Origin of the sequence: Nonlabens marinus S1-08, assembly GCF_000831385.1 — a bacterium.
Lineage (GTDB): Bacteria > Bacteroidota > Bacteroidia > Flavobacteriales > Flavobacteriaceae > Nonlabens > Nonlabens marinus.
In genome coordinates this window covers 2446285-2468754 of sequence record NZ_AP014548.1, presented here as the reverse complement: position 1 = coordinate 2468754, position 22470 = coordinate 2446285, and the positions used below count along the sequence as shown (strand labels likewise).

General features: G+C 38.7%; 25 protein-coding genes. 10 read left to right on the top strand and 15 right to left on the bottom strand.

Features of this window, described 5'->3' with window-relative positions; all coding sequences use genetic code 11:
• The first annotated feature begins 10 nt into the window (after positions 1-10).
• The gene (locus NMS_RS11350) at positions 11-940 is read left to right on the top strand and encodes a mechanosensitive ion channel family protein (RefSeq protein ID WP_041496872.1); all 930 of its coding nucleotides are present in this window, start codon (positions 11-13) and stop codon (positions 938-940) included.
• A gap of 26 nt (positions 941-966) precedes the next feature.
• Here NMS_RS11350 and NMS_RS11345 read toward each other — a convergent pair whose 3' ends face one another.
• The 3 genes from NMS_RS11345 to NMS_RS11335 form a co-directional block, all read right to left on the bottom strand.
• Positions 967-1362, bottom strand: a complete 396-nt coding sequence (locus NMS_RS11345; protein ID WP_041496871.1) for a DoxX family protein — start codon at positions 1360-1362, stop codon at positions 967-969.
• A 37-nt stretch (positions 1363-1399) separates the two neighbouring features.
• The gene (locus tag NMS_RS11340; RefSeq protein WP_041496870.1) at positions 1400-1801 is read right to left on the bottom strand and encodes a hypothetical protein; all 402 of its coding nucleotides are present in this window, start codon (positions 1799-1801) and stop codon (positions 1400-1402) included.
• Positions 1802-1863: 62 nt separating this feature from the next.
• Positions 1864-2466, bottom strand: coding sequence for an SET domain-containing protein (locus tag NMS_RS11335; protein WP_041496868.1), 603 nt, complete (start codon positions 2464-2466; stop codon positions 1864-1866).
• Positions 2467-2668: 202 nt separating this feature from the next.
• On the opposite strand from NMS_RS11335, the gene NMS_RS11330 reads away from it, so the two are divergent.
• Together NMS_RS11330 and NMS_RS11325 are read left to right on the top strand one after the other, a co-directional pair.
• Positions 2669-3118, top strand: coding sequence for a KTSC domain-containing protein (locus NMS_RS11330; RefSeq protein WP_041496867.1), 450 nt, complete (start codon positions 2669-2671; stop codon positions 3116-3118).
• Between the two features lie 301 nt (positions 3119-3419).
• Positions 3420-4004 carry a hypothetical protein gene (locus tag NMS_RS11325; RefSeq protein WP_041496866.1) on the top strand — a complete coding sequence of 195 codons (585 nt, stop codon included), beginning with the start codon at positions 3420-3422 and terminating at the stop codon, positions 4002-4004.
• A gap of 214 nt (positions 4005-4218) precedes the next feature.
• Here NMS_RS11325 and NMS_RS11320 read toward each other — a convergent pair whose 3' ends face one another.
• From NMS_RS11320 to NMS_RS11300, 5 genes are all read right to left on the bottom strand, one after another.
• Positions 4219-4590 carry an endonuclease domain-containing protein gene (locus tag NMS_RS11320; RefSeq protein ID WP_041496864.1) on the bottom strand — a complete coding sequence of 124 codons (372 nt, stop codon included), beginning with the start codon at positions 4588-4590 and terminating at the stop codon, positions 4219-4221.
• A gap of 290 nt (positions 4591-4880) precedes the next feature.
• Positions 4881-6023: a hypothetical protein gene (locus NMS_RS11315; RefSeq protein WP_148311387.1), complete on the bottom strand. Its 1143-nt coding sequence runs from the start codon at positions 6021-6023 to the stop codon at positions 4881-4883.
• Positions 6016-9705: a phosphoribosylformylglycinamidine synthase gene (purL, locus tag NMS_RS11310; RefSeq protein WP_041496862.1), complete on the bottom strand. Its 3690-nt coding sequence runs from the start codon at positions 9703-9705 to the stop codon at positions 6016-6018. Before purL ends, NMS_RS11315 begins: the two co-directional genes overlap by 8 nt.
• Positions 9706-9800: 95 nt before the next feature.
• A complete protein-coding gene (locus tag NMS_RS11305; protein ID WP_041496860.1) occupies positions 9801-10370 on the bottom strand; it encodes a GNAT family N-acetyltransferase in 570 nt (189 codons plus the stop codon).
• On the bottom strand, positions 10363-11253 hold the full coding sequence (locus tag NMS_RS11300; RefSeq protein WP_148311386.1) for an SMP-30/gluconolactonase/LRE family protein: 891 nt from the start codon (positions 11251-11253) through the stop codon (positions 10363-10365). Before NMS_RS11300 ends, NMS_RS11305 begins: the two co-directional genes overlap by 8 nt.
• A 179-nt stretch (positions 11254-11432) precedes the next feature.
• On the opposite strand from NMS_RS11300, the gene NMS_RS11295 reads away from it, so the two are divergent.
• Entirely contained in the window at positions 11433-12440 is a 1008-nt protein-coding gene (locus NMS_RS11295; RefSeq protein ID WP_041496859.1) for an alcohol dehydrogenase, read from the top strand.
• Between the two features lie 77 nt (positions 12441-12517).
• Here the strand turns inward: NMS_RS11295 and NMS_RS11290 are convergent, their stop codons facing one another.
• Together NMS_RS11290 and fumC are read right to left on the bottom strand one after the other, a co-directional pair.
• Positions 12518-12829, bottom strand: coding sequence for a hypothetical protein (locus NMS_RS11290; RefSeq protein ID WP_052476931.1), 312 nt, complete (start codon positions 12827-12829; stop codon positions 12518-12520).
• 112 nt (positions 12830-12941) lie between these two features.
• Entirely contained in the window at positions 12942-14336 is a 1395-nt protein-coding gene (fumC, locus tag NMS_RS11285) for a class II fumarate hydratase (protein ID WP_041496858.1), read from the bottom strand.
• A 229-nt stretch (positions 14337-14565) separates the two neighbouring features.
• On the opposite strand from fumC, the gene NMS_RS11280 reads away from it, so the two are divergent.
• On the top strand, positions 14566-14751 hold the full coding sequence (locus tag NMS_RS11280) for a hypothetical protein (RefSeq protein ID WP_041496857.1): 186 nt from the start codon (positions 14566-14568) through the stop codon (positions 14749-14751).
• Between the two features lie 82 nt (positions 14752-14833).
• Here the strand turns inward: NMS_RS11280 and NMS_RS11275 are convergent, their stop codons facing one another.
• From NMS_RS11275 to NMS_RS11265, 3 genes are read right to left on the bottom strand one after another with little or no spacing between them, the layout of a single operon-like run.
• Entirely contained in the window at positions 14834-15157 is a 324-nt protein-coding gene (locus tag NMS_RS11275; protein ID WP_041496855.1) for a translation initiation factor, read from the bottom strand.
• Positions 15158-15166: 9 nt separating this feature from the next.
• Complete coding sequence (locus tag NMS_RS11270) at positions 15167-15724, bottom strand: mechanosensitive ion channel family protein (RefSeq protein ID WP_041496853.1); 558 nt, start codon at positions 15722-15724, stop codon at positions 15167-15169.
• Positions 15721-16641, bottom strand: coding sequence for a hypothetical protein (locus tag NMS_RS11265; RefSeq protein ID WP_041497685.1), 921 nt, complete (start codon positions 16639-16641; stop codon positions 15721-15723). Before NMS_RS11265 ends, NMS_RS11270 begins: the two co-directional genes overlap by 4 nt.
• A gap of 165 nt (positions 16642-16806) precedes the next feature.
• Here NMS_RS11265 and NMS_RS11260 point away from each other — a divergent pair, with 165 nt between their 5' ends.
• The 3 genes from NMS_RS11260 (at position 16807) to NMS_RS11250 (ending at position 18486) form a co-directional block, all read left to right on the top strand.
• On the top strand, positions 16807-17289 hold the full coding sequence (locus tag NMS_RS11260) for a lipocalin family protein (RefSeq protein ID WP_041496852.1): 483 nt from the start codon (positions 16807-16809) through the stop codon (positions 17287-17289).
• 8 nt (positions 17290-17297) lie between these two features.
• Positions 17298-17984 carry an OmpA family protein gene (locus tag NMS_RS11255; protein ID WP_041496851.1) on the top strand — a complete coding sequence of 229 codons (687 nt, stop codon included), beginning with the start codon at positions 17298-17300 and terminating at the stop codon, positions 17982-17984.
• 124 nt (positions 17985-18108) lie between these two features.
• Positions 18109-18486 carry a DoxX family protein gene (locus NMS_RS11250; RefSeq protein WP_041496849.1) on the top strand — a complete coding sequence of 126 codons (378 nt, stop codon included), beginning with the start codon at positions 18109-18111 and terminating at the stop codon, positions 18484-18486.
• On the opposite strand, the gene NMS_RS11245 is transcribed toward NMS_RS11250, so the two are convergent.
• Positions 18483-18830, bottom strand: coding sequence for a DoxX family protein (locus NMS_RS11245; protein ID WP_041496848.1), 348 nt, complete (start codon positions 18828-18830; stop codon positions 18483-18485). The two genes, NMS_RS11250 and NMS_RS11245, sit on opposite strands and share 4 nt — an antisense overlap.
• A 157-nt stretch (positions 18831-18987) precedes the next feature.
• On the opposite strand from NMS_RS11245, the gene NMS_RS11240 reads away from it, so the two are divergent.
• Together NMS_RS11240 and NMS_RS11235 are read left to right on the top strand one after the other, a co-directional pair.
• On the top strand, positions 18988-20040 hold the full coding sequence (locus NMS_RS11240) for an NAD(P)-dependent alcohol dehydrogenase (protein WP_041496847.1): 1053 nt from the start codon (positions 18988-18990) through the stop codon (positions 20038-20040).
• Positions 20041-20114: 74 nt separating this feature from the next.
• Positions 20115-21128, top strand: coding sequence for a hypothetical protein (locus NMS_RS11235; RefSeq protein ID WP_148311385.1), 1014 nt, complete (start codon positions 20115-20117; stop codon positions 21126-21128).
• 53 nt (positions 21129-21181) lie between these two features.
• Here the strand turns inward: NMS_RS11235 and NMS_RS11230 are convergent, their stop codons facing one another.
• Positions 21182-22393, bottom strand: a complete 1212-nt coding sequence (locus NMS_RS11230; protein WP_041496846.1) for a GAF domain-containing sensor histidine kinase — start codon at positions 22391-22393, stop codon at positions 21182-21184.
• Positions 22394-22470 lie beyond the last annotated feature (77 nt).

Below are 22470 nucleotides of genomic sequence, written 5' to 3'. Positions count from 1 at the left end.
CCAACTTATTATGAATATGATGTTTTTAGCCATACAAGAATCGGATAGCATGTGGTCACAACTGATCTTGAAAATGGAAACCTGGTGGGATGCCATCATTCTACGAATGCCCAATCTTGCGGTTGCCATTCTTGTGATGGTAGTCTTTTATTTTATTGCTAAAGGGACATCCAGTTTACTACGTCGCGTATTCCGCAAGTATTTGGGAAATCAGTCTGTACGTCGCATCATCATCAAGGTGGTATTTGCATGTATTTTGTTTATAGGCTTCTTTGTGGCTTTAAGTGTTATGGACCTTGATAAAGCTCTAACATCCTTACTTGCTGGGGCTGGGGTGGTGGCGCTAGCCATAGGTCTAGCCTTACAAGGAACTTTAAGCAACACTTTTTCAGGAATTATGCTATCCTTTCTTCCTAAAATTAAAATAGGAGATTATATAGAAACGGACAGTCACGGCGGTTTTGTACACGAGATAAGCTTGCGCAATCTAGTGCTGCGCAGACCGGACAATCATTATGTCATCATGCCTAATTCTAAGTTTGTTGAAGAACCATTTGTCAATTTTTCCCTAGCGCCCAGATCGAGGATTACAGTAAGTTGTGGGATTGCTTATGGGTCTGACTTGCGCAAGGTAGAAGAACTGGTTAGAGAGGCTATAAGCGGTAAATTTGAACAAAGACCTGGCGAGCGCGTTGAGTTTTACTTCTTAGAATTTTCAGATTTTTCTATCAATTTCATGGTTCGGTTTTGGGTGGATTTTGTCAAGAAAAGTCAAATGTATCAAGCACAACATGAAGCGATTCTATTGATTAATGATATCTTCAATGACAACAATATCAGGATACCATTTCCCATTCGTACGCTGGACGTTTCTGACAGGATGGAACGCTTGTTTGATAATAAATCAGGTGACCCTCAAACTAAGGATTCTGTAGAATAGTTCGCTTTCGCGAAAGCGAACATCATTTAAGAATTGCTGATTCGATAGGCCCAGTAAATCAACAAGGGGTGAATTACAACCAATCGCACCCAGCCAATCCATGGATCCAAGCAGACGTCAGCGGCACAATGACCCAACTGGATAAAATAGATATGAGAAATCGTGAAAGCGAGCAACATAGCGATAGCCAAATATCCGGCTTGCTTTCTGGTATCTGGAATGATCACTAGTGTAGCAATAATAATTTCGGCCATTCCAGCGAGAATGTTTATCATTTTAGGATCACCCAACCAGTCTGGAATGACCGGTAAATAGGTTTCAGGACTTATGAAATGATAAACTCCAGCAAAACCATAAAAGACTACGAATAACCCGATAGAAATCTTCTTCCAGATGTGTTTTAGAAACTTATTGTCTTGCATACATGATTTTATAACTACGGTCTAATGGTGCTATTTCTTAGGTGTCTCTGTTCACCTTGATAAATTCACAAGCTTCATAGAAGGGAGTCATTTTAATAAACTCCTTGGATTCTAACTCAACATGAGCTTCATCAGCATACCTGCAATTCATAGAAAGTTCAAAATCTATAAAGCTAGGCTCTTCAGCCATTCCTTCTGATATGAGTTTTTCTGTACTTTCTTGAATGACTAATGTGCTGAAAGGATAATCCACTCGTTTCCAGGTTCCTTGAAGTTCTGCAAGGAACATGCTGGCATCTACCGTACCCTCAAATTCTTCTGTACTGTCTAATTCAAACGTGCCCGATTCATGAGATACAGAATCGGGATCTTGTTTTTTACAGGAAGCAAAAAGAAATACAGCTATTGAAAAGGCAAACAGTTTCTTAGTACAAATCATAATTGATGTAATAAAAATTATGGGGTGGTATTCGCTTTCGCGAAAGCGATGTTCATACGTTTTTAATGATTAATAGGTTTTGAAGGATCAAAATAGTTGGTCAATATAGAATCCATTTTCTGATCTCCTGAAACGATAGCATTCACTTTGTTCCAGAGTTTAGGTTCTATTAAATGTCTTAAGGGTTGTTCGAGTTTAGGTATTTTATCAAAAACTTTTTCGATCTGATCATCCCAGATGGCATGAAAATTTACAAGGTCATCAGGGTAAACTACTGTTCTATTGGTGCCTTCCTCCACTGCCTCAAAAGGTTCAGAAATATTCAAGTAGCCATAATCATCTGTTAGTTGTTCTCCAGGTAGAATATCCCTGACGGCAATTTCAAAATCATAAGCCGTAGTCAAGCAGTTTGATTTAAAACTGTGATTTACAAACCTGCCTATATCCCAACACAGGATCATGTTCCCTTTATTATTTCGAAAAGTATAGGTTTCTAAGATTTCCTGATAATGTGGTGCCATGGCTTCAAACTGTTCAGGCGTAAATTCCCGGTCCAGTTCATCTAGTACCCAGGTAATAGTGCCTGCTGGTATCAGTTGAGTAGCAACGACGCCATAGCCTATTTCTTTACTAATAAATTTCACTTCTGTATGTGGGTGTATCATTTGATGTTTAATGGTTCTAATAAGTTCTTAAAGTCCTATCTAAAGGTATCATAATTCTCGAAACGTCCTAATACAGCATGAAGTTTTTCTAATTGATTGTTAGGGGATTACCAGATAATTTTTAACTTATTTTATTGCAAATAAAGTGCTGAATCTCAAGCTTGAATACCTACTTTTGCGCCGCCTTAGAAAAAAGGAATTTATGAAGCGTATCAATCAGTATAAAAAAATGTTCAGTGTTGAGAAGGAAATCGATCTCAAGGAGCTGAAAAAGTCCTACCGTAATCTAGTTAAAGAGTGGCATCCTGATAAATTTCAGGATGGAGATGAGAAAAAAGAAGAAGCGGAAGTGATGAGTCGTCAAATCATTGATGGTTACCATTTCCTAGTGAGTATTGCTCCAGAAACTAAGGAAGCGAACAAGGACGCTTACACAGAAACTACTACAAATACAGGTATAGAAGACTTTGATCTTAAAGGTCAAGTGTTGGAAATCACTTTTACAGATGGAAGTACTTATGAATACTTCGGTGTTCAAAAGCCTATTTTCCAAAAGTTGATCAATGCGCCTAACCGATACCGATTTGCTAAACGTAACATCTTTAATAATTACTTGTACAGAAAAAGTAAGAAAGATCAGGAGATGGCGTAAGTCATTCCTTGTTTAAATGAAAAGCCTCTCCACTTGAGAGGCTTTTTTTATGCACGATTTTTTAATGCGATTCATATGATAAAGTCACCTTAACTAATATTTTGAAAGTATGTAAAGGTGCTCGCTAGATAGTTCAACCCGTTTTATAGAGAAAAGTTAATAAATGATACCAAATACACCCTATTAACAGTCTAAAAGCATTAAATAGAAAAACAAGTATCATTTAAACGATGAAAAATACTATTTGACGATATTTATTTCGGATTCTTATTACTTTTCGATCAACTAAAAACCCTAGATCATGAGAATACTATCTACACTTTTATTATGCGCAGTATTGTTTACCGCGTGTTCTGTTGAAGAAAATAGTGAACCTATCCCACAACAAATTGACTTTAATATTAATTCCTCTGCTTTTGGTGCAAAGTCGACTTCGCCTACCGCAGTACTCTGTCAATCTACTGACCTTATCGCAGGACAAACTGAAGTAGTAGGAACGGTAGAGGTTTATGTAGATGGGACTGTTGTTTCCATCGTTTACACTACCATCCCGGGATGGAACCTAGATGAAACCCACATGTCTGTAGGTAATTGTACCGGTGATATTCCTACAACTGGCTCAGGAAACCCTAAAGTTGGTCATTTTGAATACAGTGCAAATCACAGCGACGGAACCACTGTAGTGACTTATACAGCTGACAGCACTAATCTTCCAGCAGAAACTTGTGTAGCTGCACATGCAGTGGTATCGAGCACTGCAGGAGCGAATGAAACTGCCTGGGGGCATGGACCAGGTTTCCCAGGACGCAGTTGGGCTACTTTCATGCAGATAGATATGACGGCTTGTGGTGGTAGCACTCCACCGCCGCCAGTAGATGAAAGATAGGAGCAGATCATTGCCCTATATTTAAGTAAAATTGTTCTAACAGTTTAATGATAAAGTAAAAGCCTCTCCGTTATGGAGAGGTTTTTTTTAATTTTCGCTTTCGCGAAAGCGAGAAAAATAAAGATTGTAGTTAACGGCTCCTCGCCTTAGAAAAGGGGGAGGACAGATTGACTTCGCCGTGCACGGCGACGCAATCAAGAGTGGTTGAAAAATGCTAATCGATTCCACAATGTTTTTTAATGACATTTAGTATATGTGGTGACTTCTCAAATACATATTCATTCTCGTATCTCAAAATGCTAATTCCCAGCGCTGCTACATCTGAATCCCGATTGTTGTCTTTCTCTTTTTGCACAGGTTCATTATGACGATTACCGTCCAATTCAATTACAAGTTTATGTTTGGCGCAGTAAAAATCTACAATGTAATTCTTGATAGAATGCTGGCGTCTGAATTTTAAACCGTTCAGTTTTCCAGTTTGCAAATAAGTCCACAAATAAGCCTCCGCTGGCGTTAAGTTCTTTCTCAACTGTTTGCGGAACGGTTCAAGATGCTTGAGATCATGGATTTGAGGACGACGTTTCATTACTAAAAGATAAGAGATAAATGAGTTGCACTTTTACACCTTCAACCTATCCGTCTTACGAATGGCTATCGCCATTTCGTAATCCACCTTTCCTCTTCTGAGGAAAGGAGCTTACAATATTTTAAAACATTTATTTTTATAGTAAACTGAAAGCGAGGTTTTACTTTTAAATATGGCTTCATTAATTTTTGCCATTCAACAAACTTTTCAATTAAATTGTGGTAAAGAGTGCAAGTAAGTATTGTGTATAGTTGAAACAGATAGTTGGTAGTTTTTTAAACTCCTTACTACTAATCCCAATATTCAATATCTCTTCTCCAAGTGTAGAGATGTTTTCCATTAACGATCTTTTTCTGCTCAATCCAATTATCTCTATCATCGTAGGTTATTTCAAAATCAACAATTATGACCTCAGGACCGCTTTTACCGAAGCCATTATCATAATAGTTTAATTTTGTTACTTGATCACTTTCGTCGTATTGATATTGATTTAAATGTATTGGAACATCTCGATCATTAAATGTGCGAATTTCCTCAGTAAGTCGGTTCTTATCATCGTATTTGAAAGTGTTGATATAATCAGCATCGTTATCATCAATGCGAACTACCTTGATAAGCTTCCCATTTTCATAAGTATATAGGCTTGTTTGTTCGGGCGTTACTGCGTTGTCATAATTTCGTTCGGAATAACTGATACGCTTAACAACATTTTCGTTTTCATTTAGTGAATCTACGAATTGAATAAATTTCATTCCTTCTGGATACTCCTCTAAAGTATGGGATCTTTCTCCAGATGAAATCCAACGATCTTCTGCGTAAGCGAAAGTCTTACGAACATTTTTTAAGGAATCGTATTCTATTAGACTGGAAGACATTTCACCTTTACTATTGATATGATCACGTCTAATGATCCGGTCTTGAATATCATATTTTAAACGTTCTAAGGAGATGCGTTGATAATCGTTGTAAATATGTGTTTTCAACACTACAGCCAACTTACCATTTGCTTTATATCCGTAATTTAATATGTCTACTTCTTCTGGATTATAATCAGAATATTCCAATTCTGAAATCATGCGATCTTTATCATCGTAAACGTATTTGTATCGATTTACAAGAGATCCATTTTTATAGAACCAACTTTCATCAATTAACTGACCATTTTCATTGAAAGATTTTTTTAAGTTAATATAGTGTACGAAGTAAGTGTTGTACCACCAACTTCTCCATCTACTTAATGCAAACTCTTTTGAGTAAAATCCGTAATGTCCGTAGTCTCCTTCTGTCGAGAACAGCTTTGTATTCTGAATACTGCTGTCTTGAAATGTTACGTAGGAACTTAATTCTTTGACTTTTCCGTATAAAGTATCCTTCACCTGACCGTAGCCACTTTGTAAAAAGAACAATAAGCAAATAATTATTAATCTATTCATATTTATATTTCTTTTCCAACCACACCCTAGCATTCACAAACGCTTCCAACCACGGTGTTACCACATCATCTTTACGGTCCTTAGGGTAATAACCCCAGTTCCATGGGAAGGTGGAACGCTCTAGGTGAGGCATCATCACAAGATGACGACCGTCTTCTGAATTTAACATGGCAGCATTATAGTCAGAGCTGTTGGGATTTGCCGGATACTTGTCATATGCAAAAGTGGCCGGAATTTGATACTCGCTGCGATCTTTTGGTAATTGGAATTTTCCTTCACCGTGCGCTGCCCAGATGCCTAGTTTACTTCCTGCTAATGATTGTAGCATGATGGAATTGTTCTCGACTATCTCAACACTGGTAAAATTACATTCAAACTTGCCGCTGTCATTGTGTAGCATTTTTGGCTTTTCATCATGATCTGGATTGATCAATCCTAGCTCTACAAAAAGTTGGCAACCATTACAAACCCCTATACTCATGGTGTCTGGTCTCGCAAAAAAGTTCTTCAATGCAGCATTTGCCTTCTCGTTATATAGAAAAGCTCCAGCCCATCCTTTAGCGCTTCCTAAAACGTCACTATTAGAGAACCCGCCTACGGCAGCAATAAATTGAACGTCTTCCAGATTTTCACGGCCTGCGATCAAATCAGTCATATGAACATCGAGCACTTCAAAACCTGCAAGGTGCATCGCTCTCGCCATTTCTCGCTCGCTGTTGCTTCCTTTTTCTCTAATCACTGCCGCTTTAATACGCTTGGCAGGAATGACAGGTAGTTTTCCATCAAACTGTGAAGGAAACTCAAATCGTAAAGGCTGATTTTTATAATTGGCAAAACGCTCGTCTGCTTTACCGTTCATGGACTGCTGTCGATCGAGCAGGTGAGAAGTCTCGTACCATTGATCTCTAGCGGCATTGATGTCCATACGATAGCCATCAATTTCTAGAACAGATTCGGCTGTTGCAGTTCCAATTTTATAAAAAGGAATACCACTAGCTTTCAATTCCATTTCTACACTCTCATCAGTAGCTTGAAGAACGATCCCTGCATTCTCTGCAAATAAGGTTTTGATAAGATCATCACCCAGTTGATTGATAGATAGTTGCATACCTACATTTTGAGATGGGAAACACATTTCTAGTAATGTAGTTATAAGACCACCACTTGCAATATCATGACCGGCAAGCACTTTGCCTGATTTTATTAGTTTTTGTACGGCGGTAAACGCTTTCGCGAAAGCGGAAACATCCACCACATCTGGACAATCTCTACCTACAGCATTTAATGTTTGAGCAAAACTGGAACCTCCTAATTTTGCCTGGTCACCACTCATGTTGATATAATAGATAGGCGCGTTGTAATCCCGTTGTAAAACAGGTTCAATAACATTAGTAATGTCATCACAGGAACTAACGGTACTTATGATCACCGTTCCTGGAGCAAGAACATCCATATCAGGATACTTTTGCTTCATGGAAAGACTGTCTTTACCGGTAGGTATGTTGATTCCCAAAGTAATAGCAAAATCGCTAACGGCCTCTACTGCGGCGTACAATCTCGCATCTTCTCCTGGATTATTACAAGGCCACATCCAGTTAGCACTCAAACTCACACCAGCAAGTCCTTTTTCTAGCGGAGCGAAAACAAGGTTGGTCAACGCTTCTGCAATCGCATTGCGGGAACCAGCTGCCGGATCGATCAGAGCTGCTATGGGAGCATGTCCTATCGTGGTTGCAACACCATATTTACCGTTATAATCCATTGCCATGACGCCCACATTATTGAGCGGTAATTGCAATTCCCCACAAGTTTGTTGTTTAGCCACACGACCAGTAACGCAACGGTCAACCTTATTGGTAAGCCAGTCTTTACAAGCTACCGCTTCTAGTTGAAGTACATTATTTATGTACTGATCTAGCTTGTTTTTTTCATAGGAAAGATCGGCATAGTTGCGATTGATGGTTTTATCATCCATGATCGTTTTAGGACTGGAACCGAACATATCTTCCAGCGCAAGATCCATAGGACTACGACCATCCTTCTCGCTGAAGGTGAATTTATTATCACCAGTAACCTTACCTACTTTGTATAAAGGAGCACGTTCTCTAGCTGCAATTTTTTCTAAAATAGGAGTATCCTTAGCGTCCATGACAAGCCCCATACGTTCTTGTGATTCATTACCTATCAATTCCTTACGAGATAGAGTAGGATCTCCCACGGGTAATGCATCCACATCGATCGTACCTCCAGTTTCCTCAACTAATTCTGATAGACAGTTCAAGTGACCACCGGCGCCATGATCATGTATAGATTTGATGGGGTTATTGTCGCTTTCGACCAAACCTCGTATGGCATTAGCAGCGCGTTTTTGCATTTCAGGATTGGATCGTTGTACGGCGTTCAATTCAAGGCCGGAATCCAATGCACCTGTGTCTGCACTACTTACTGCAGCACCACCCATTCCTATCCTATAGTTGTCACCACCCATGACGATGATATCATCGCCAGCTTCTGGTGTTTTTTTGAGTGCTTGATCTAGTTTGCCGTACCCTATACCACCGGCTTGCATGATTACCTTATCATAACCTAATTTTCTAGGTGCAGACCCTTCGTCTACGTTCACGGCTCCATCGTTTTGCTCGTCGTGTTCAAAAGTTAGTACAGAACCTACTATTAATGGCTGCCCAAACTTATTTCCAAAATCACTAGCCCCATTGGAAGCTTTGATCAAAATATCCATAGGTGTTTGATACAACCATTTTCTGGCTTCAAAGCCTTTTTCCCATGGTCGCTGCTCGTTTAACCTTGAGTAGCTTGTCATGTAAACAGCAGTTCCTGCAAGTGGCAAGGAACCTTGACCACCAGCCAGTCGATCACGTATTTCACCGCCTGAGCCTGTAGCGGCACCATTAAAAGGCTCTACGGTCGTAGGGAAATTGTGTGTTTCTGCTTTTAGGGAAATCACGCTATCAAACATACTAAGCTGGTAGGTGTCTGGTTTGTCAGCTGTCGCTGGAGCAAACTGTTCAGATTCTGGTCCGTGAACGAAAGCCACATTATCAGAATAAGCACTTACAATCTCGTTAGGGTTTTCCTTACTTGTTTTTTTAATCAGCTTAAAAAGAGAGGAGGGTTTTTCTACACCATCTATAATAAACGTACCATTGAAGATCTTGTGACGACAATGCTCTGAATTAACTTGAGAAAATCCAAAAACCTCACTGTCTGTTAATTTGCGTTCTAATTTTTCAGAAAGAGCGATTAAATAATCGATCTCGTCATCGCTTAATGAAAGTCCCTCTTGCATATTGTAAGCAGGAATATCATCGATTTCTAAAACACCTTCAGCTTCTACATTAATATCAAATTGGGACTGATCCAGTCCATCAAATTTTTGCAGCAACATCTTATCATAAGTGCTATCAGCAGTACAGGCAACAAATTCTTCAATACGTTGAATGCCTTTTATCTCCATATTTTGAGTGATCTCAACGGCGTTTGTGGACCATGGAGTGATAGCGGTCGCTCTAGGACCAGTAAAATAGCCTGGTAGCGATTTCGCCTGTAAAAGTGGAGCATCAGCAAACAGCCATTGAAGTTTTTTATCAACTTCATCTGTGAGTTTTGCTGCGGTTTGTACTGCGTAAATTTTCTTTTGGGGATTACCGTAAAAATGGATCATTGTGGGCGCTTTTGTGGGCTTGGTACAAAGATACTTTTTTAGGATTTTAATTATTGGAATTTCGCTTTCGCGAAAGCGTATTTACCACCACCTTTTTAACAAGCTTCTAAATCATACTTCATCAAATACATCCCGCGAAATTCTTTGTTCATGGTCGGAGAGTCTAAAGTAAAGGGTCGTTCAATGTAAAATCCTTTTTTCTTGTAAAAACGGATTGCTGGTTCTTGAGTATCCATGCATTCCAACCAAACTGATTTTTGATTATTCTTAATGGCTTGCTCAAATACATAATCAATAAGTTGTGAGCCGATGCCTGAACCATGAGTTGCCGGGTCCAGATAGATCCTGTGTAATTTTGTTGTGTTTAGATTCGGACTTTTTTCATAGGGACAATCAAACAGAAACCGCAGCATCCCCACAACTTCTGATTTGTATTCCACAAAATAATACCTTGCATTAGGCAATGATAATTCTGTCAATACTTGATCTTTATTGTATTGAGACTCTACATAAGCCTCACCATCATCTTTCCACAAATGCCTATAAATAGGTTTATAAATAAGATGCATCATACGTCGCAATCGTTCTTGCTCGTCAATTCCTATAGGCAATAAGCGCAATTTATCATTTATAGTTGCGGGCTTCAACATCATAGTACTATTCATTTGCTGTAAAGATTTGAACTTTGTTTTGGCGGTTCAGGGGCAAGGCAAGTAGTTGCTGATCTTGAATATATAAAATATCACCAACGCTAGCTTCTGAGGTCAAAAAGAGCTCTGCGATACCTGATTTTGATATTTTGTAAATAACCCCTTTTCTCCAGTCGGAAACTAAGAAATGCTGATCGTCATAGACTTGAATGCCATCTAGATTGCCTAATGGTATTGCTGTGACTTGCTCTATGTTTTTGGTGTTTAGGTCAAGTTTTAAGAGTCTTCCTTGAGTGTTTCCTTCTGCATTTTCTGATCCAGGCAAACCCCAACTAGCGACGTAAAGATTGTTTCCTACGGCCAGTAATCCATTAGGGTTTTCTAATTCTGGCGTTGATAGCCATTTGATAAATTTATTATCATCTAGTTTAAAAATGGAAGAGGTACCCATATCAGAAACATACACATCATTGTTTTCATCTACCGCAACGTCATTCAAAAATTTTGCATCTTCATGTGTATATCGTTTTAAAATCTCACCCGTTTCTCTGTTGATACCTATCAATTCTGTCACGTCAGAAACATAGATCCAATCGCCTGCTATTGCTATGCCTTTAGGATTATTGAGCCCTGTTGTAAAGTTTTTATTTATCATATTTCCCTCAAGGTCAATCGTTGCAATACCACCATCACCTGGCACTTGCTCACCTTGAACTGATACGTATAATCTATTGTAGTTGGGATCGTATGCTACAGATTCTGCATGGGAAAGACCTAGTGTTTCTGAGATTAAAGTCAGCTTTGCGTTCTGTTTCATCGGTATGGTCATGACAGGTTTCACGGCCGTCTTACAACTGGTGGCAATGAAGGCAAGGATGAGGATATACGTCAATTTCATGATGGTCATTTTAAACCATAAAAGTAAAGGTTATTTATGAGGTTCGATAAAGGTGATTGTAGTTGATTGGGCTTTAAGAATGTTCGCTTTCGCGAAAGCGAACTCTACCACGTTAAGTTTATTTTAAAGAGTCTGGAAGTATTTTATATGGGTTGTAACTTATAAAAAAAACAAAACAAATGAAAGCAGCTCAATTTACTAAGCAAGGTGGCGATCTAGAAATCGTAGATATCGACAAACCTAGTCCAAAGGATAACGAAATATTACTCAAAGTTGAGGCATGTGGCGTATGTCACAGCGATGTGTTTGTAAAGCAAGGAGCCATGGGAAATCCATTCCCTAGAACACCTGGCCATGAAGTTATTGGAATTATAGAAGAATTAGGAAGTGAAGTGACCAGTCTCAAAAAAGGACAAAGAGTAGGGATAGGGTGGCATGGTGGCCACTGTTTTACTTGCGACCCCTGTCGTCGTGGTAAGTTTATAAATTGTGAAAACGCCAAAGTTTCAGGAATATCGTATGACGGTGGTTATGCAGAATACATGACAGCTCCTTTTGAAGCAGCTGCAGCCGTTCCTGAAGAACTTAAAAGCACTGAGGCTGCTCCATTGCTTTGTGCAGGAATCACCGTTTATAACGGAATGCGTAATGCAGGCTTGAAAGCTGGAGATACGGTCGCCGTTCAAGGTATAGGAGGTTTAGGTCATCTCGCTATTCAATATGCCAATAAAATGGGAATGCGTACCATCGCTATTTCTACAAGCGAGGACAAAAAGAAACTGGCCATGGAGCTGGGAGCTCATGAATTCATCGCTACGGACGATGAAGATGCCGTGGAACGCTTGCAGGAATTAGGTGGTGCAAACTTAATTGTAGCCACAGCACCTCACGCAGGTGCTATTTCTAGTGTCATTGACGGTCTGGCTATGGATGGAACTATGTTGTTAATTGCCGCCACGCCAGATAATGTTGAAGTTTCACCTATGCAATTGTTACAAGCGCGTAAAAGCCTTAAGGGTTGGCCTAGTGGTACCGCTCCTGATAGCGAAGACACTCTTAAGTTTAGCGCTATGACAGGAACTAAACCTATGATTGAAGAGTTTGCCTTGAAAGATGCTCGTAAAGCATTTGAAAAGATGATGAACAATGAGACTCGATTTAGAGCTGTATTGAATATGAATTTGTAGTAATAATTTAAAATACAAAAAAACGCCCAAGCTAGAAAGCTTGGGCGTTTTGGTTGAGACTAGACAATACCACGAAATTACTCTTCAGTACCTTCTTTCATATCTTTATTCTGTTCCATTTCCATTTCGTCAAAAATTGTATTTACACGTTGACGTATCAAGTCTCGATCTTCTTTATTTTCAACTTCTTTTAGAGCTTCCTTAAAATTTTCTAAAGCGCTTTCAACATCATTTGCCACATCACCTATATCGTCAGATGCATCTTCTAAATCATCGGAACGTTGCTCTAACTCATCTTCTAACTTATCAAGTTTAGAGTCCTCTTTACAAGAAATAAGACTTGTCGAAAGTAAAGCTGCTGCTGTGATAGTAAGAATGTACTTTTTCATAGTTGTGTTTATTTGATTGAATAAACAATATATGGTTTATGAATTTTGTAGGAAATAACTTTAAGTTAATGTTGAGTTTTAAATGATTTTATAGAAAAGCTATTTGATAACATTATCTTTTCCCGACCATATCCTCAGGCTTGACCCATTCGTCAAATTCTTCAGCAGTTAAATAACCTGTAGAAACGGCAGCAGCTTTAAGAGTGGTTCCTTCTTCGTGTGCTTTGTTTGCAATCTCAGCTGCCTTGTAATAACCAATTTTGGTGTTTAATGCGGTTACTAACATCAAGGAATTGTTCAAAAGATCCTTGATTCTTGCATGGTTAGGTTCTATACCTGCTGCACAGTGCTTCTCAAAACTTCTACATGAATCTCCTAATAATGTGGCGCTTTGCAATACGGCAGCGGCCATAACTGGTTTGAATACGTTTAATTCGTATTGGCCTTGCATGCCTCCTACGCTTACGGTCACGTCGTTACCCATCACTTGAGCGCATACCATGGTAATGGCCTCGCATTGGGTTGGGTTGACTTTTCCAGGCATTATAGAACTTCCTGGTTCATTTGCTGGAATAGTGATCTCGCCAATACCACTGCGCGGCCCACTAGCAAGCATTCTAATGTCATTAGCGATTTTATTCAAGGATACCGCTACTTGTTTCAAAGCTCCATGAGTTTCTACCAGCGCGTCGTGTGCGGCTAGTGCTTCAAATTTATTAGCGGCTGTTTTAAAGGGAAGCTCTGTAAACTCAGCGATATATTCTGCAACCTTTACATCATAACCATCTGGGGTATTCAATCCTGTACCAACGGCTGTTCCGCCCAGAGCCAATTCACTCAAATGATTCAGGGTATTTTCTAATGCAATGATCCCGTGATCTAGCTGAGAAACATAGCCTGAGAATTCCTGACCTAAGGTTAATGGTGTCGCATCCATCAAGTGCGTTCGCCCTATTTTTACTACATCATCAAAAGCTACCGCCTTATCATGCAGCGTATTTCGCAATTGGATAATTCCTGGAATCGTGTCTTCAACGATTTTCTTATAACATGCAATGTGCATTCCTGTTGGGAATGTATCATTACTACTTTGTGATTTATTGACATCATCGTTAGGTTGAATGGTTTTATCGCCTTCACCTATCTTTTTGCCAGCGATTTGATGCGCACGATTGGCAATCACTTCATTCACATTCATGTTAGATTGCGTCCCAGAACCCGTCTGCCAGATGACTAAGGGAAATTGGTCGTCGTGCTTTCCATCTAGGATTTCATCACAAACTTGAGCGATTAAATCACGTTTTTCTGCTTCAAGTACACCCAGACTTTCATTTGCATAGGCCGCTGCTTTTTTCAAGTAGGCAAAGCCGTAAACGATTTCAAGAGGCATACTGCCCGCCGGTCCTATTTTAAAATTCTCACGGGAGCGCTGTGTTTGTGCACCCCACAACTTATCTGCAGGAACCTCTATAGGTCCCATGGTATCTTTTTCTATACGGTAATCCATTTGGCTTGATTTTCCACAAATATAGCAGACACGCGCTGGTTGCCCGATTTTAGAATCTATAAATTACTCTTAATATGTTTAAGTGAGTGGTGGGTAAGTTCGCTTTCGCGAAAGCGAGCTCCCCACAAGTATTATTCACAACACAGCTCATATTTTTGTTGATAAAGTCGTGTGTACTTTTTCATTTTACCATCAAAGCCTTTATCTTTGCGACATCTAATACAAGATTATGTTTGAATTTGATCAATATTTAGGCTTTTTAGCATTTGCAGCGATCCTAACCATAGGATTCTGGCTGATGATTTTCTTAACCGCTTTTGCTATTCCTTATTGGATTACTGGTACTATGCTGGAAAAGAGAAAGATGAAGAAAGAGGCTAAAAAATTAGAAGAAGAAAATAAAGCGAACGCATAAGCAGCGTTTTTGACTCATATTAGAAACCATCCTATTGATTTAGGATGGTTTTTTTATGCTTAAGATTGGGGGGATTGATTGATCAACCGCCTACACGCTTGACTTTAAACCCTTTTTCTTTAAGGATTTCCATAATACGTTCTCTAAAATCTCCTTGTACGATGATTTGATCGTTTTTGAAACTACCGCCTACACCTAGGGTCGTTTTAATCTCTTTAGCGAGAATTTTAAAATCTTCAGTCGCTCCTGTATAGCCAGCTATTACTGTGTTTACTTTTCCCTTACGTTTTTCAAATCTGCATTCGAGAGGATCATCTTGTAACCAGATATTACTTTGTTCTTCCTGCGGCTCTTCTGGCACTTCGTGATCAGGAAATAAATTTTTGAGTTGGTCGCTTAAGTCCATGGTAGTTAATTATCGAGCAGTACGATCTGCTTCTTCATGTTTATCAATGTCAAATACGGATTCCGTACGATTGTAGAGAATACTGACTCCTTTTTGTAATAGTAGATTATTAGGATAGGTGACCAGTTCTCCGTCTGCAGTTCTCAAAACTGTATAAAATCCTTTGATATCTTCAATGACACCGGTTATTGGTAAGTCTTTATCATGTATTCGCACTCGATCACCAATTTTATATGGAAAGTTGAAATACAAAATAAAACTTGCGGTAACATTACTTAAGATGCTCCAGTTTGCAAATAAAGCTACTCCTACAACGGCAAATGTAGAGCCTAAGGCTAACCAGAACTCTTCATTATTGATGCTCCAAACAAATATTATCGTAATACCTACCATAGTCCAGATGATGTAGCCTATGTAACGATTCAAGTATTGTTTGCGAAGCTTTGAACGCTGGACCTTGGTGCTCAATTTCATCGCACTCCATATGATGATGCGATGAATTAAGAAACCTATGAATAATATAACACAGGTTAAAATGACTTCTCGTTGTAGAAAAAACTCTTTCATAAGTGCAAGCTGTCTCTTAAGATCTCGTATTGAGTACTGTTTTGTTTCCAATAAGGAGTTCGCAATGTTTTCTTGATTGTAGCACTCGTCATTGATGTACCGTCACGACTAGGAAATTCTTCTTTCCAGGATTGGATGATATAAGGAAACTCACTTTTTGTGACATACTCAATATTTCTACCAGAATCATAATTTACTACATACATATAGCTGCTATCTGTTTTAGTTAATTGAGCGGTAGCAGGTAGGACCTTAGTTTCAGAATGAGTCAACCTTAAATATTCGGTAGGGGGAATTATATTGATTTCACCTGTAGGCATTGCTTCTGGACCTAAGCGCAGTTGGGAAGGAATTTGATTTTCCAAAATAGCATTGGATATTTGAAATTTTTTGTTCCCTTCACTTTGAAAATAGCTAAACAACTCGACATCGTATTGATCTTCATTACGATTGAATTGCATATAAGTATGTCCACACCATTCTTGTATAGAAGTTGCTACCTTAACTGCATTGTCTTCAGTTTCTAGAGGCAGAAAGGTACTGCTCATTATTTTGTAAGGATAAATACCTGTTAAAAAATCACGCGTGGCGTTCAATTTTAATACAGATTGATTGGAGTCCGCTGGCTGGTCGGCTTTTATTTGATCTATGGGATCAAATGGTTCAGTTACAAATATGAATACCGCGCTACCTTGTCTCTTCTCTCCATACCGATCATGTTGTAAGTCATAACTGGAAATTTCAGCAACTCCAGCATACCAATAATCCTTAAACTCTTGGGTTAACTGACGTTTAGGTTTGGAGTTTTCAATGTTAGCCTTAGTGTCATCGCGAGTGCCTTCAGACTCTGCTGTTGGTTCTGTACAAGAAAACAACAAACTAACAATCCAAAAAGAAATAAAACAGCGTTGAAGCATAAACATTTTTTACAAAGGTAAACAATGCCATGGGGATGCTTGAAAGTGTATAAATAGATTTGCTGTGTGTTTTGCCCAATTTAACGGTTGTCTGTTAAACATAGTTAATCTTTGAAAGTATGGTCAGTCATACTACTAATATTGAGGTACTATTAAACAAAACTTATGAAAAAATTATTGATATCAGGATTTGTTGCCGCCTTACTACTAGTAGGTTGTGGTGGTACACAAAATGCCGTAAAGCAAACAGAACGTATTGTACGTGGAAATTGGGTAGTAGATAATGTAACCTATGATGGTAACGGACAATTTGAATCTACTTTATTGCAAGATGTAAGTGCAAAATGTTTCGAAGGAAGTCAATGGTACTTTGTTGCTAACAACAACCGAGGAAACTATTCTATTGAAACTCCTAGTTGTGATACAGGAACCAGAAATTTTATCTGGGTGATACCTGGATCAAAAGACATTATAGAAGGTGATCTTTTATTGAAGCCAACAGGCGACAATTATAGAAGTGAAACTGATGCTGGATTTAGATTAAACGTTAATAACTTGACTGAAAATAGCATGACTTGGAGCCAAAGTGTACTGGTAAATGGTAAAACCGTTAAAGTCAACATGAATTTTAGAAAACTAACCGAATAAAAATAGATATGAAAACTAAATTTTTAAGCATTGCAACAGCCGTACTATTAATAGTGAGCTGTCAATCATTACAAAATACAAATAAACAACAGCGTGGTACTGCCATTGGAGCAGCGGGTGGAGCTATTTTAGGAGCCATCATAGGTAACAACGTTGGGGACGGAGCCAATCAAACTGAAGGTGCCGTTATAGGTGCTGTCGTAGGTGGAGTGGCTGGAAATGTTATAGGTCGTAAAATGGACCGTCAAGCTCAAGAAATTTCTCAAGAAATTCCAGGAGCTCAAGTAGAAAGAGTGGGAGAAGGTATTGTTGTGACCTTTGATGAAGGCAGTGGCGTGAACTTTGCAACAAATCAGTCCACATTAAATGCTAGTTCTAGAGCTACTCTTGACAAATTAGTAAATGTGATGAATGACTATCCAGGAACTGAAATTCTTGTTTCAGGTCACACAGATAGCCAGGGGGATGCGGCATATAATCTAGAACTCTCTAAGAGAAGAGCATTTGCCGTTAGAGACTATTTAGTAGCAGATGGGATTGCATCTGATCGTATGGCAGTAACTTATGCCGGTGAAACTACTCCAGTCGCTACAAATGACACGGCAGCCGGTCGTGCACAAAACAGACGTGTGGAGATAGGAATTGTTGCTGGTGAAGAAATGAGAAGAGAAGCTCAGAAAGAAGTAAAAGGATAATTTTTTTATATCATTAAAAAATTAGAGCCGTTGAAGGGAAACCACAACGGCTTTTTTTGTGAATTTGTTGACAGTAGAGCGCAGTCCTTATTGATAAATTAGCAATCCAACTAAATCAGAATACATGAATTTGAGCATTTTAGAGATTATTGAAATTATAATAAAACTGGTCGTAGGGCTAAGCATTTTAAATGTCTGGTTGATCAATAGAAATAAAGCAACTCCATGGAGGGCTCAAAATGCAACTAGTATGCGTGAAGAGTTTACCGTATATGGGCTGTCTAAAAGCATGATGGTCATTACAGGAACCTTGAAGTGCTTTTGTGCCGTACTCTTAATGATCTCTATATTTTATCCAAGTGTGGAGTGGGTAGGTGCTGCAGGAATCGCACTGCTCATGGCAGTAGCCATTTCCATGCACATTAAAGTGAATGACCCAGCTAAGAAATCCATTCCAGCTGCGGTATTTCTAATTTTATCCCTATTAGTTATCTTTATCTAGAGTAACAACCATAATTTAAACGCGATAATCGCATTTAAAATCATAAAAACAAATGCGGGCGAGGATTCATAAACAGAATCCTTGATCCGCATTCTTACTATAAAACCCAATAGCATTAGTAAGGAAAGTCCTGCGGCGGAAATTACGGCAAGCAACGTATTGAACTCAAATAGCAGCAAGCCGATGGCGGCAATTATTTGAACTACTCCAGTAATTTGACGTTGTAATTTAGACAGTCCGAAGCGTATGAACTCCATACGCATACGTGGCGTAAATAAGCATGTAATACCAAAAAATAAAAAGGCGATTCCACTGAAGTAAATCAGCACATGAAGAACATTCATAAGTTATGGTAGGTTAGTTACGCTTTCGCGAAAGCGAATATTCCATAAACATAATCTAAAAATGGAACCTATCACATGTCCACATGATGTTTAACGAGAGCTTAACCGTAGACCTTAATCGCTCCGTTATCTTTGTAGCAACAAATAAAAAACAAATATGACAACGGAAATAAAAGCGTACGGTACACAAGATCCTAAAGCAGATCTTAAGGAGATGACGATTGAGCGACGTGATTTAAATGAAAATGATGTAAAAATAGACATCCTTTACTGTGGGGTGTGTCACAGTGATATACATGCAGCAAGAAACGATTGGGGAAACGCAAAATACCCGGTGGTTCCTGGACATGAGATTGTAGGAAAGGTAGTTGAAGTTGGTTCTTCAGTATCTAAATTTTCTGAAGGAGATCTTGTTGGAGTAGGGTGTATGGTAGATTCCTGTTTAAGCTGTAGTGCTTGTGAGGATGATCTAGAACAGTTTTGTGAAAGCGGTATGGTGGGTACCTACAACGGGAAAGACAAACATTTAGGCGGTCATACTTTTGGTGGTTATTCTACAAGCATCACTGTAAGAGAACACTTTGTACTAAATATCCCTAAAAACTTAGATTTAAAATCAGTTGCACCATTATTATGTGCAGGGATTACGACTTTTTCCCCATTGAATCACTGGAAGATTAAAAAAGGAGACAAGGTAGGTGTTGTAGGTCTAGGAGGTTTGGGCCATATGGGAATCAAATTTGCTGCTGCTATGGGAGCAGAAACAATCATGATCACTACTTCTCCAGAAAAAGCAGAAGATGCTAAGAGATTAGGAGCTGACGGAGTCCTTATTTCAAAAGATGACGAAGCTATGAAGGAACATAGAGGAAGCTTTGACTTTATTCTGAATACCGTACCAGTAAAACATGATGTGAATCCATACTTGCAATTATTGAAAAGAGATGCGACCATGGTGATGGTAGGCGCTATTGAACCTTTAGAGCCTATGAACGGTGGTAACCTGATTATTGGTCGTAAGAGTATCGCAGGTTCCTTGATAGGTGGAATCAAAGAGACACAAGAAATGTTAGACTTTTGTGGTAAAAATGACATCACTTGCGATGTAGAAATGATTGATATGGATGAAATAAACACAGCATATGACCGGGTTACTGATAGCGATGTGAAATACCGCTTTGTGATTGATATGCAGTCTCTCAAGAATTAACCATATATTAATAATGCAATGAAGATGGTTCTCTTAAGATTAGAGAACCATCTTTTTTTAAGTACGAACTACATATGAAATATATCATTTATTTGATTCTATGCAGTGCCTTTGTTATGAGCGCGCAGACTGATAAAACCAGCGGTTTTAAAGAGTATTACCCGATCTCAGTTCGTCCAGAACTTTCTGTTGGTTTAGGAAATAATCAATACGAACAAATATTACTTGAGGCAAAGCCGACGGTGTATTATGGGTTTTACAACGATTTAAGAACTGCTTTAAATAAGGATACGATCACCAATGGAGATGCCGTCTACTTGACGTTTCAGCCAGAATTTAGAATTTATGATGAAGAGTCTAAACCTGTCAAAACACCTACATATAAAGTACTATTGGGCTGGCAGAAAATATTTAAAACGAATGCTGATAATTTTTTAACCGTAGGTCTTGAATCGGGTCATTATAGTAATGGACAAGCTCGTAGTGCTTTTAGCACAGAGTTTGAAGATAACTCTCCAGAAAGTCAGGCTTTATACGATAGTTTTACAGACGATACAGATCTCGCTGCATTGCTTAATAGGAGAACTGGAAACTTTTCTACAAATCTGACACGTTTAAGTTTTAACTACAGATTGAATACTTTTAATGATAACAATGTACCAGAACGAATCCATTCGATCATAGCAACCTATCAATTGTATCATAATAAATTTTTAGGTGTAGCAAACTTTGGAGGTTTCAATCCAGAAGATATAGATATCTATGGAAGACATCGGGTTGAGGTGGGTTATGAATTTACTGAGCATTTTAAAATGACGAGATATACTTTGAGTCAGCAGTTATTTTATCATTTTGGATCCCATCCGTCAAGTGATCCTTTGAGATCTGAATCTAAAGTGATTGTTTACCCTTGGGATAGTGATATTGGCTTTGTTGCTCAATTATCTGTGGGTCGTGATGACTACAACTATAGGTTTCTAGATAGTTTTACTCGATTTTCAGTAGGAATTACTTGGGATTGGTTCACACCATTTGTAGTTAAACCTACAAAAGCACAACTTCCTGACATCCCTAAGTCGCAAATTTAAGTGCATAAAAATACCTGGACGTATCAGTTCAAGTATTTATGTATTCTATTTAGTTAGTCGTTATCTCTTGGAAACTTTAAAGTGATTTTAGTTCCCACACCTACTTCAGATTCAATATCAATAGATGCTCCTAATTGATCTAAGAGTCTCTTTGTAGTAGCAAGACCTATACCGGTACCTTTTTTTCCATGGCGGTCTTCTTCAGCCGCAGTATAAAATAATTTAAAGACGCTTTTAATTTGCTCAGTTGAAATCCCTCTGCCGTTGTCTTCCACAGTTAGCTGGTAAAAATCAGGCAGAACCTCCATGGCAATGTGAATAGTGGTTGGATCCTTATCACCATATTTGATACTGTTAGAAACTAAGTTCAGTAATATTTGATGTAATGCAGCATTACTTGTTTTCATTGTCACATCCATTTCTGGAGCGTAGGTAACAAGGGTATGCTCATCAGTCACCACCATTGCCACGATGTCTTCTACAAGATCGACATAGCTTATTTCTTCAAAGGCGTGGTTAGCGAGCTCATCACTTTTATAAAAAATAAGCATACCATCAATATAGCGGCTTAAGCTGCCTCCCGCGTCTCTCAGATATTGCAAGTATTTATAGGATTTGTCACTTATCTTACCTTGATTCTCTTTCTGCAATAAATCTGCAATCATCATAATATTAGATAATGGCGCTTTCAGGTCATGAGATACAATACCAGCAAAGTCTTTTAATTCTTCATTGCGCTCCTCTAACAATTTTTGCGCCTGGGTGAGCTCCATATTGCGGTGACGTTCCTCAAAAAGAACCATCACATGTTTAGCCATGCTTTTGAGAGCTCTTAACTGTACATCATTCAAAGATCTAGGCTTTGTGTCAAAAACACATAAAGAGCCTAACTTGTAACCGTTCCTATCAATTAAAGGTACACCCGCATAAAAAGCAATATTAGATTCGGTCAACAATGGACTTCCTATGAACCGTTGATCTTTGGTTGCATCTGGAATGATAGTAATGTCATCCTCACTAGTAATCGTATGAGCGCAAAAGGAAATATCTCTTGGGGACTCAGTCAATTCAACACCATGTCTAGATTTCAAAAAGGTCCTGTCTTTATCGACAAGAGTGATTAAAGAAATCGGTGCTTGACAAATGCTGGCAATGATGTCTGTGATGCTGTCGTAGTTATCTTCTGGCATAGTGTCCAGAAGTTCATATTTTTCTACAGCTTGCAAACGCTTTTTTTCATTTGACGGTATAGGTGCACTTATCATATGGGAAGTTGTAAAACAAATTAAGTCATTTCTTACAAGTAGGTTACCACTGCAAATGATAATAAATTCCTAAAAGT

Excerpts from the sequence above, each read along its gene's own strand:
- fumC (WP_041496858.1), bottom strand. The coding sequence starts at position 14,336 with ATGGATTACCGTATAGAAAAAGATACCATGGGACCTATAGAGGTTCCT.
- NMS_RS11280 (WP_041496857.1), top strand. The coding sequence starts at position 14,566 with ATGTTTGAATTTGATCAATATTTAGGCTTTTTAGCATTTGCAGCGATC.
- NMS_RS11350 (WP_041496872.1), top strand. The coding sequence starts at position 11 with ATGAATATGATGTTTTTAGCCATACAAGAATCGGATAGCATGTGGTCA.
- NMS_RS11320 (WP_041496864.1), bottom strand. The coding sequence starts at position 4,590 with ATGAAACGTCGTCCTCAAATCCATGATCTCAAGCATCTTGAACCGTTC.
- NMS_RS11305 (WP_041496860.1), bottom strand. The coding sequence starts at position 10,370 with ATGAATAGTACTATGATGTTGAAGCCCGCAACTATAAATGATAAATTG.
- NMS_RS11260 (WP_041496852.1), top strand. The coding sequence starts at position 16,807 with ATGAAAAAATTATTGATATCAGGATTTGTTGCCGCCTTACTACTAGTA.
- NMS_RS11315 (WP_148311387.1), bottom strand. The coding sequence starts at position 6,023 with ATGAATAGATTAATAATTATTTGCTTATTGTTCTTTTTACAAAGTGGC.
- NMS_RS11230 (WP_041496846.1), bottom strand. The coding sequence starts at position 22,393 with ATGATAAGTGCACCTATACCGTCAAATGAAAAAAAGCGTTTGCAAGCT.
- NMS_RS11295 (WP_041496859.1), top strand. The coding sequence starts at position 11,433 with ATGAAAGCAGCTCAATTTACTAAGCAAGGTGGCGATCTAGAAATCGTA.
- NMS_RS11245 (WP_041496848.1), bottom strand. The coding sequence starts at position 18,830 with ATGAATGTTCTTCATGTGCTGATTTACTTCAGTGGAATCGCCTTTTTA.
- NMS_RS11330 (WP_041496867.1), top strand. The coding sequence starts at position 2,669 with ATGAAGCGTATCAATCAGTATAAAAAAATGTTCAGTGTTGAGAAGGAA.
- NMS_RS11270 (WP_041496853.1), bottom strand. The coding sequence starts at position 15,724 with ATGAAAGAGTTTTTTCTACAACGAGAAGTCATTTTAACCTGTGTTATA.
- NMS_RS11235 (WP_148311385.1), top strand. The coding sequence starts at position 20,115 with ATGAAATATATCATTTATTTGATTCTATGCAGTGCCTTTGTTATGAGC.
- NMS_RS11335 (WP_041496868.1), bottom strand. The coding sequence starts at position 2,466 with ATGATACACCCACATACAGAAGTGAAATTTATTAGTAAAGAAATAGGC.
- NMS_RS11240 (WP_041496847.1), top strand. The coding sequence starts at position 18,988 with ATGACAACGGAAATAAAAGCGTACGGTACACAAGATCCTAAAGCAGAT.
- NMS_RS11275 (WP_041496855.1), bottom strand. The coding sequence starts at position 15,157 with ATGGACTTAAGCGACCAACTCAAAAATTTATTTCCTGATCACGAAGTG.
- NMS_RS11290 (WP_052476931.1), bottom strand. The coding sequence starts at position 12,829 with ATGAAAAAGTACATTCTTACTATCACAGCAGCAGCTTTACTTTCGACA.
- NMS_RS11250 (WP_041496849.1), top strand. The coding sequence starts at position 18,109 with ATGAATTTGAGCATTTTAGAGATTATTGAAATTATAATAAAACTGGTC.
- NMS_RS11255 (WP_041496851.1), top strand. The coding sequence starts at position 17,298 with ATGAAAACTAAATTTTTAAGCATTGCAACAGCCGTACTATTAATAGTG.
- NMS_RS11345 (WP_041496871.1), bottom strand. The coding sequence starts at position 1,362 with ATGCAAGACAATAAGTTTCTAAAACACATCTGGAAGAAGATTTCTATC.
- NMS_RS11265 (WP_041497685.1), bottom strand. The coding sequence starts at position 16,641 with ATGCTTCAACGCTGTTTTATTTCTTTTTGGATTGTTAGTTTGTTGTTT.
- NMS_RS11300 (WP_148311386.1), bottom strand. The coding sequence starts at position 11,253 with ATGAAATTGACGTATATCCTCATCCTTGCCTTCATTGCCACCAGTTGT.
- NMS_RS11325 (WP_041496866.1), top strand. The coding sequence starts at position 3,420 with ATGAGAATACTATCTACACTTTTATTATGCGCAGTATTGTTTACCGCG.
- purL (WP_041496862.1), bottom strand. The coding sequence starts at position 9,705 with ATGATCCATTTTTACGGTAATCCCCAAAAGAAAATTTACGCAGTACAA.
- NMS_RS11340 (WP_041496870.1), bottom strand. The coding sequence starts at position 1,801 with ATGATTTGTACTAAGAAACTGTTTGCCTTTTCAATAGCTGTATTTCTT.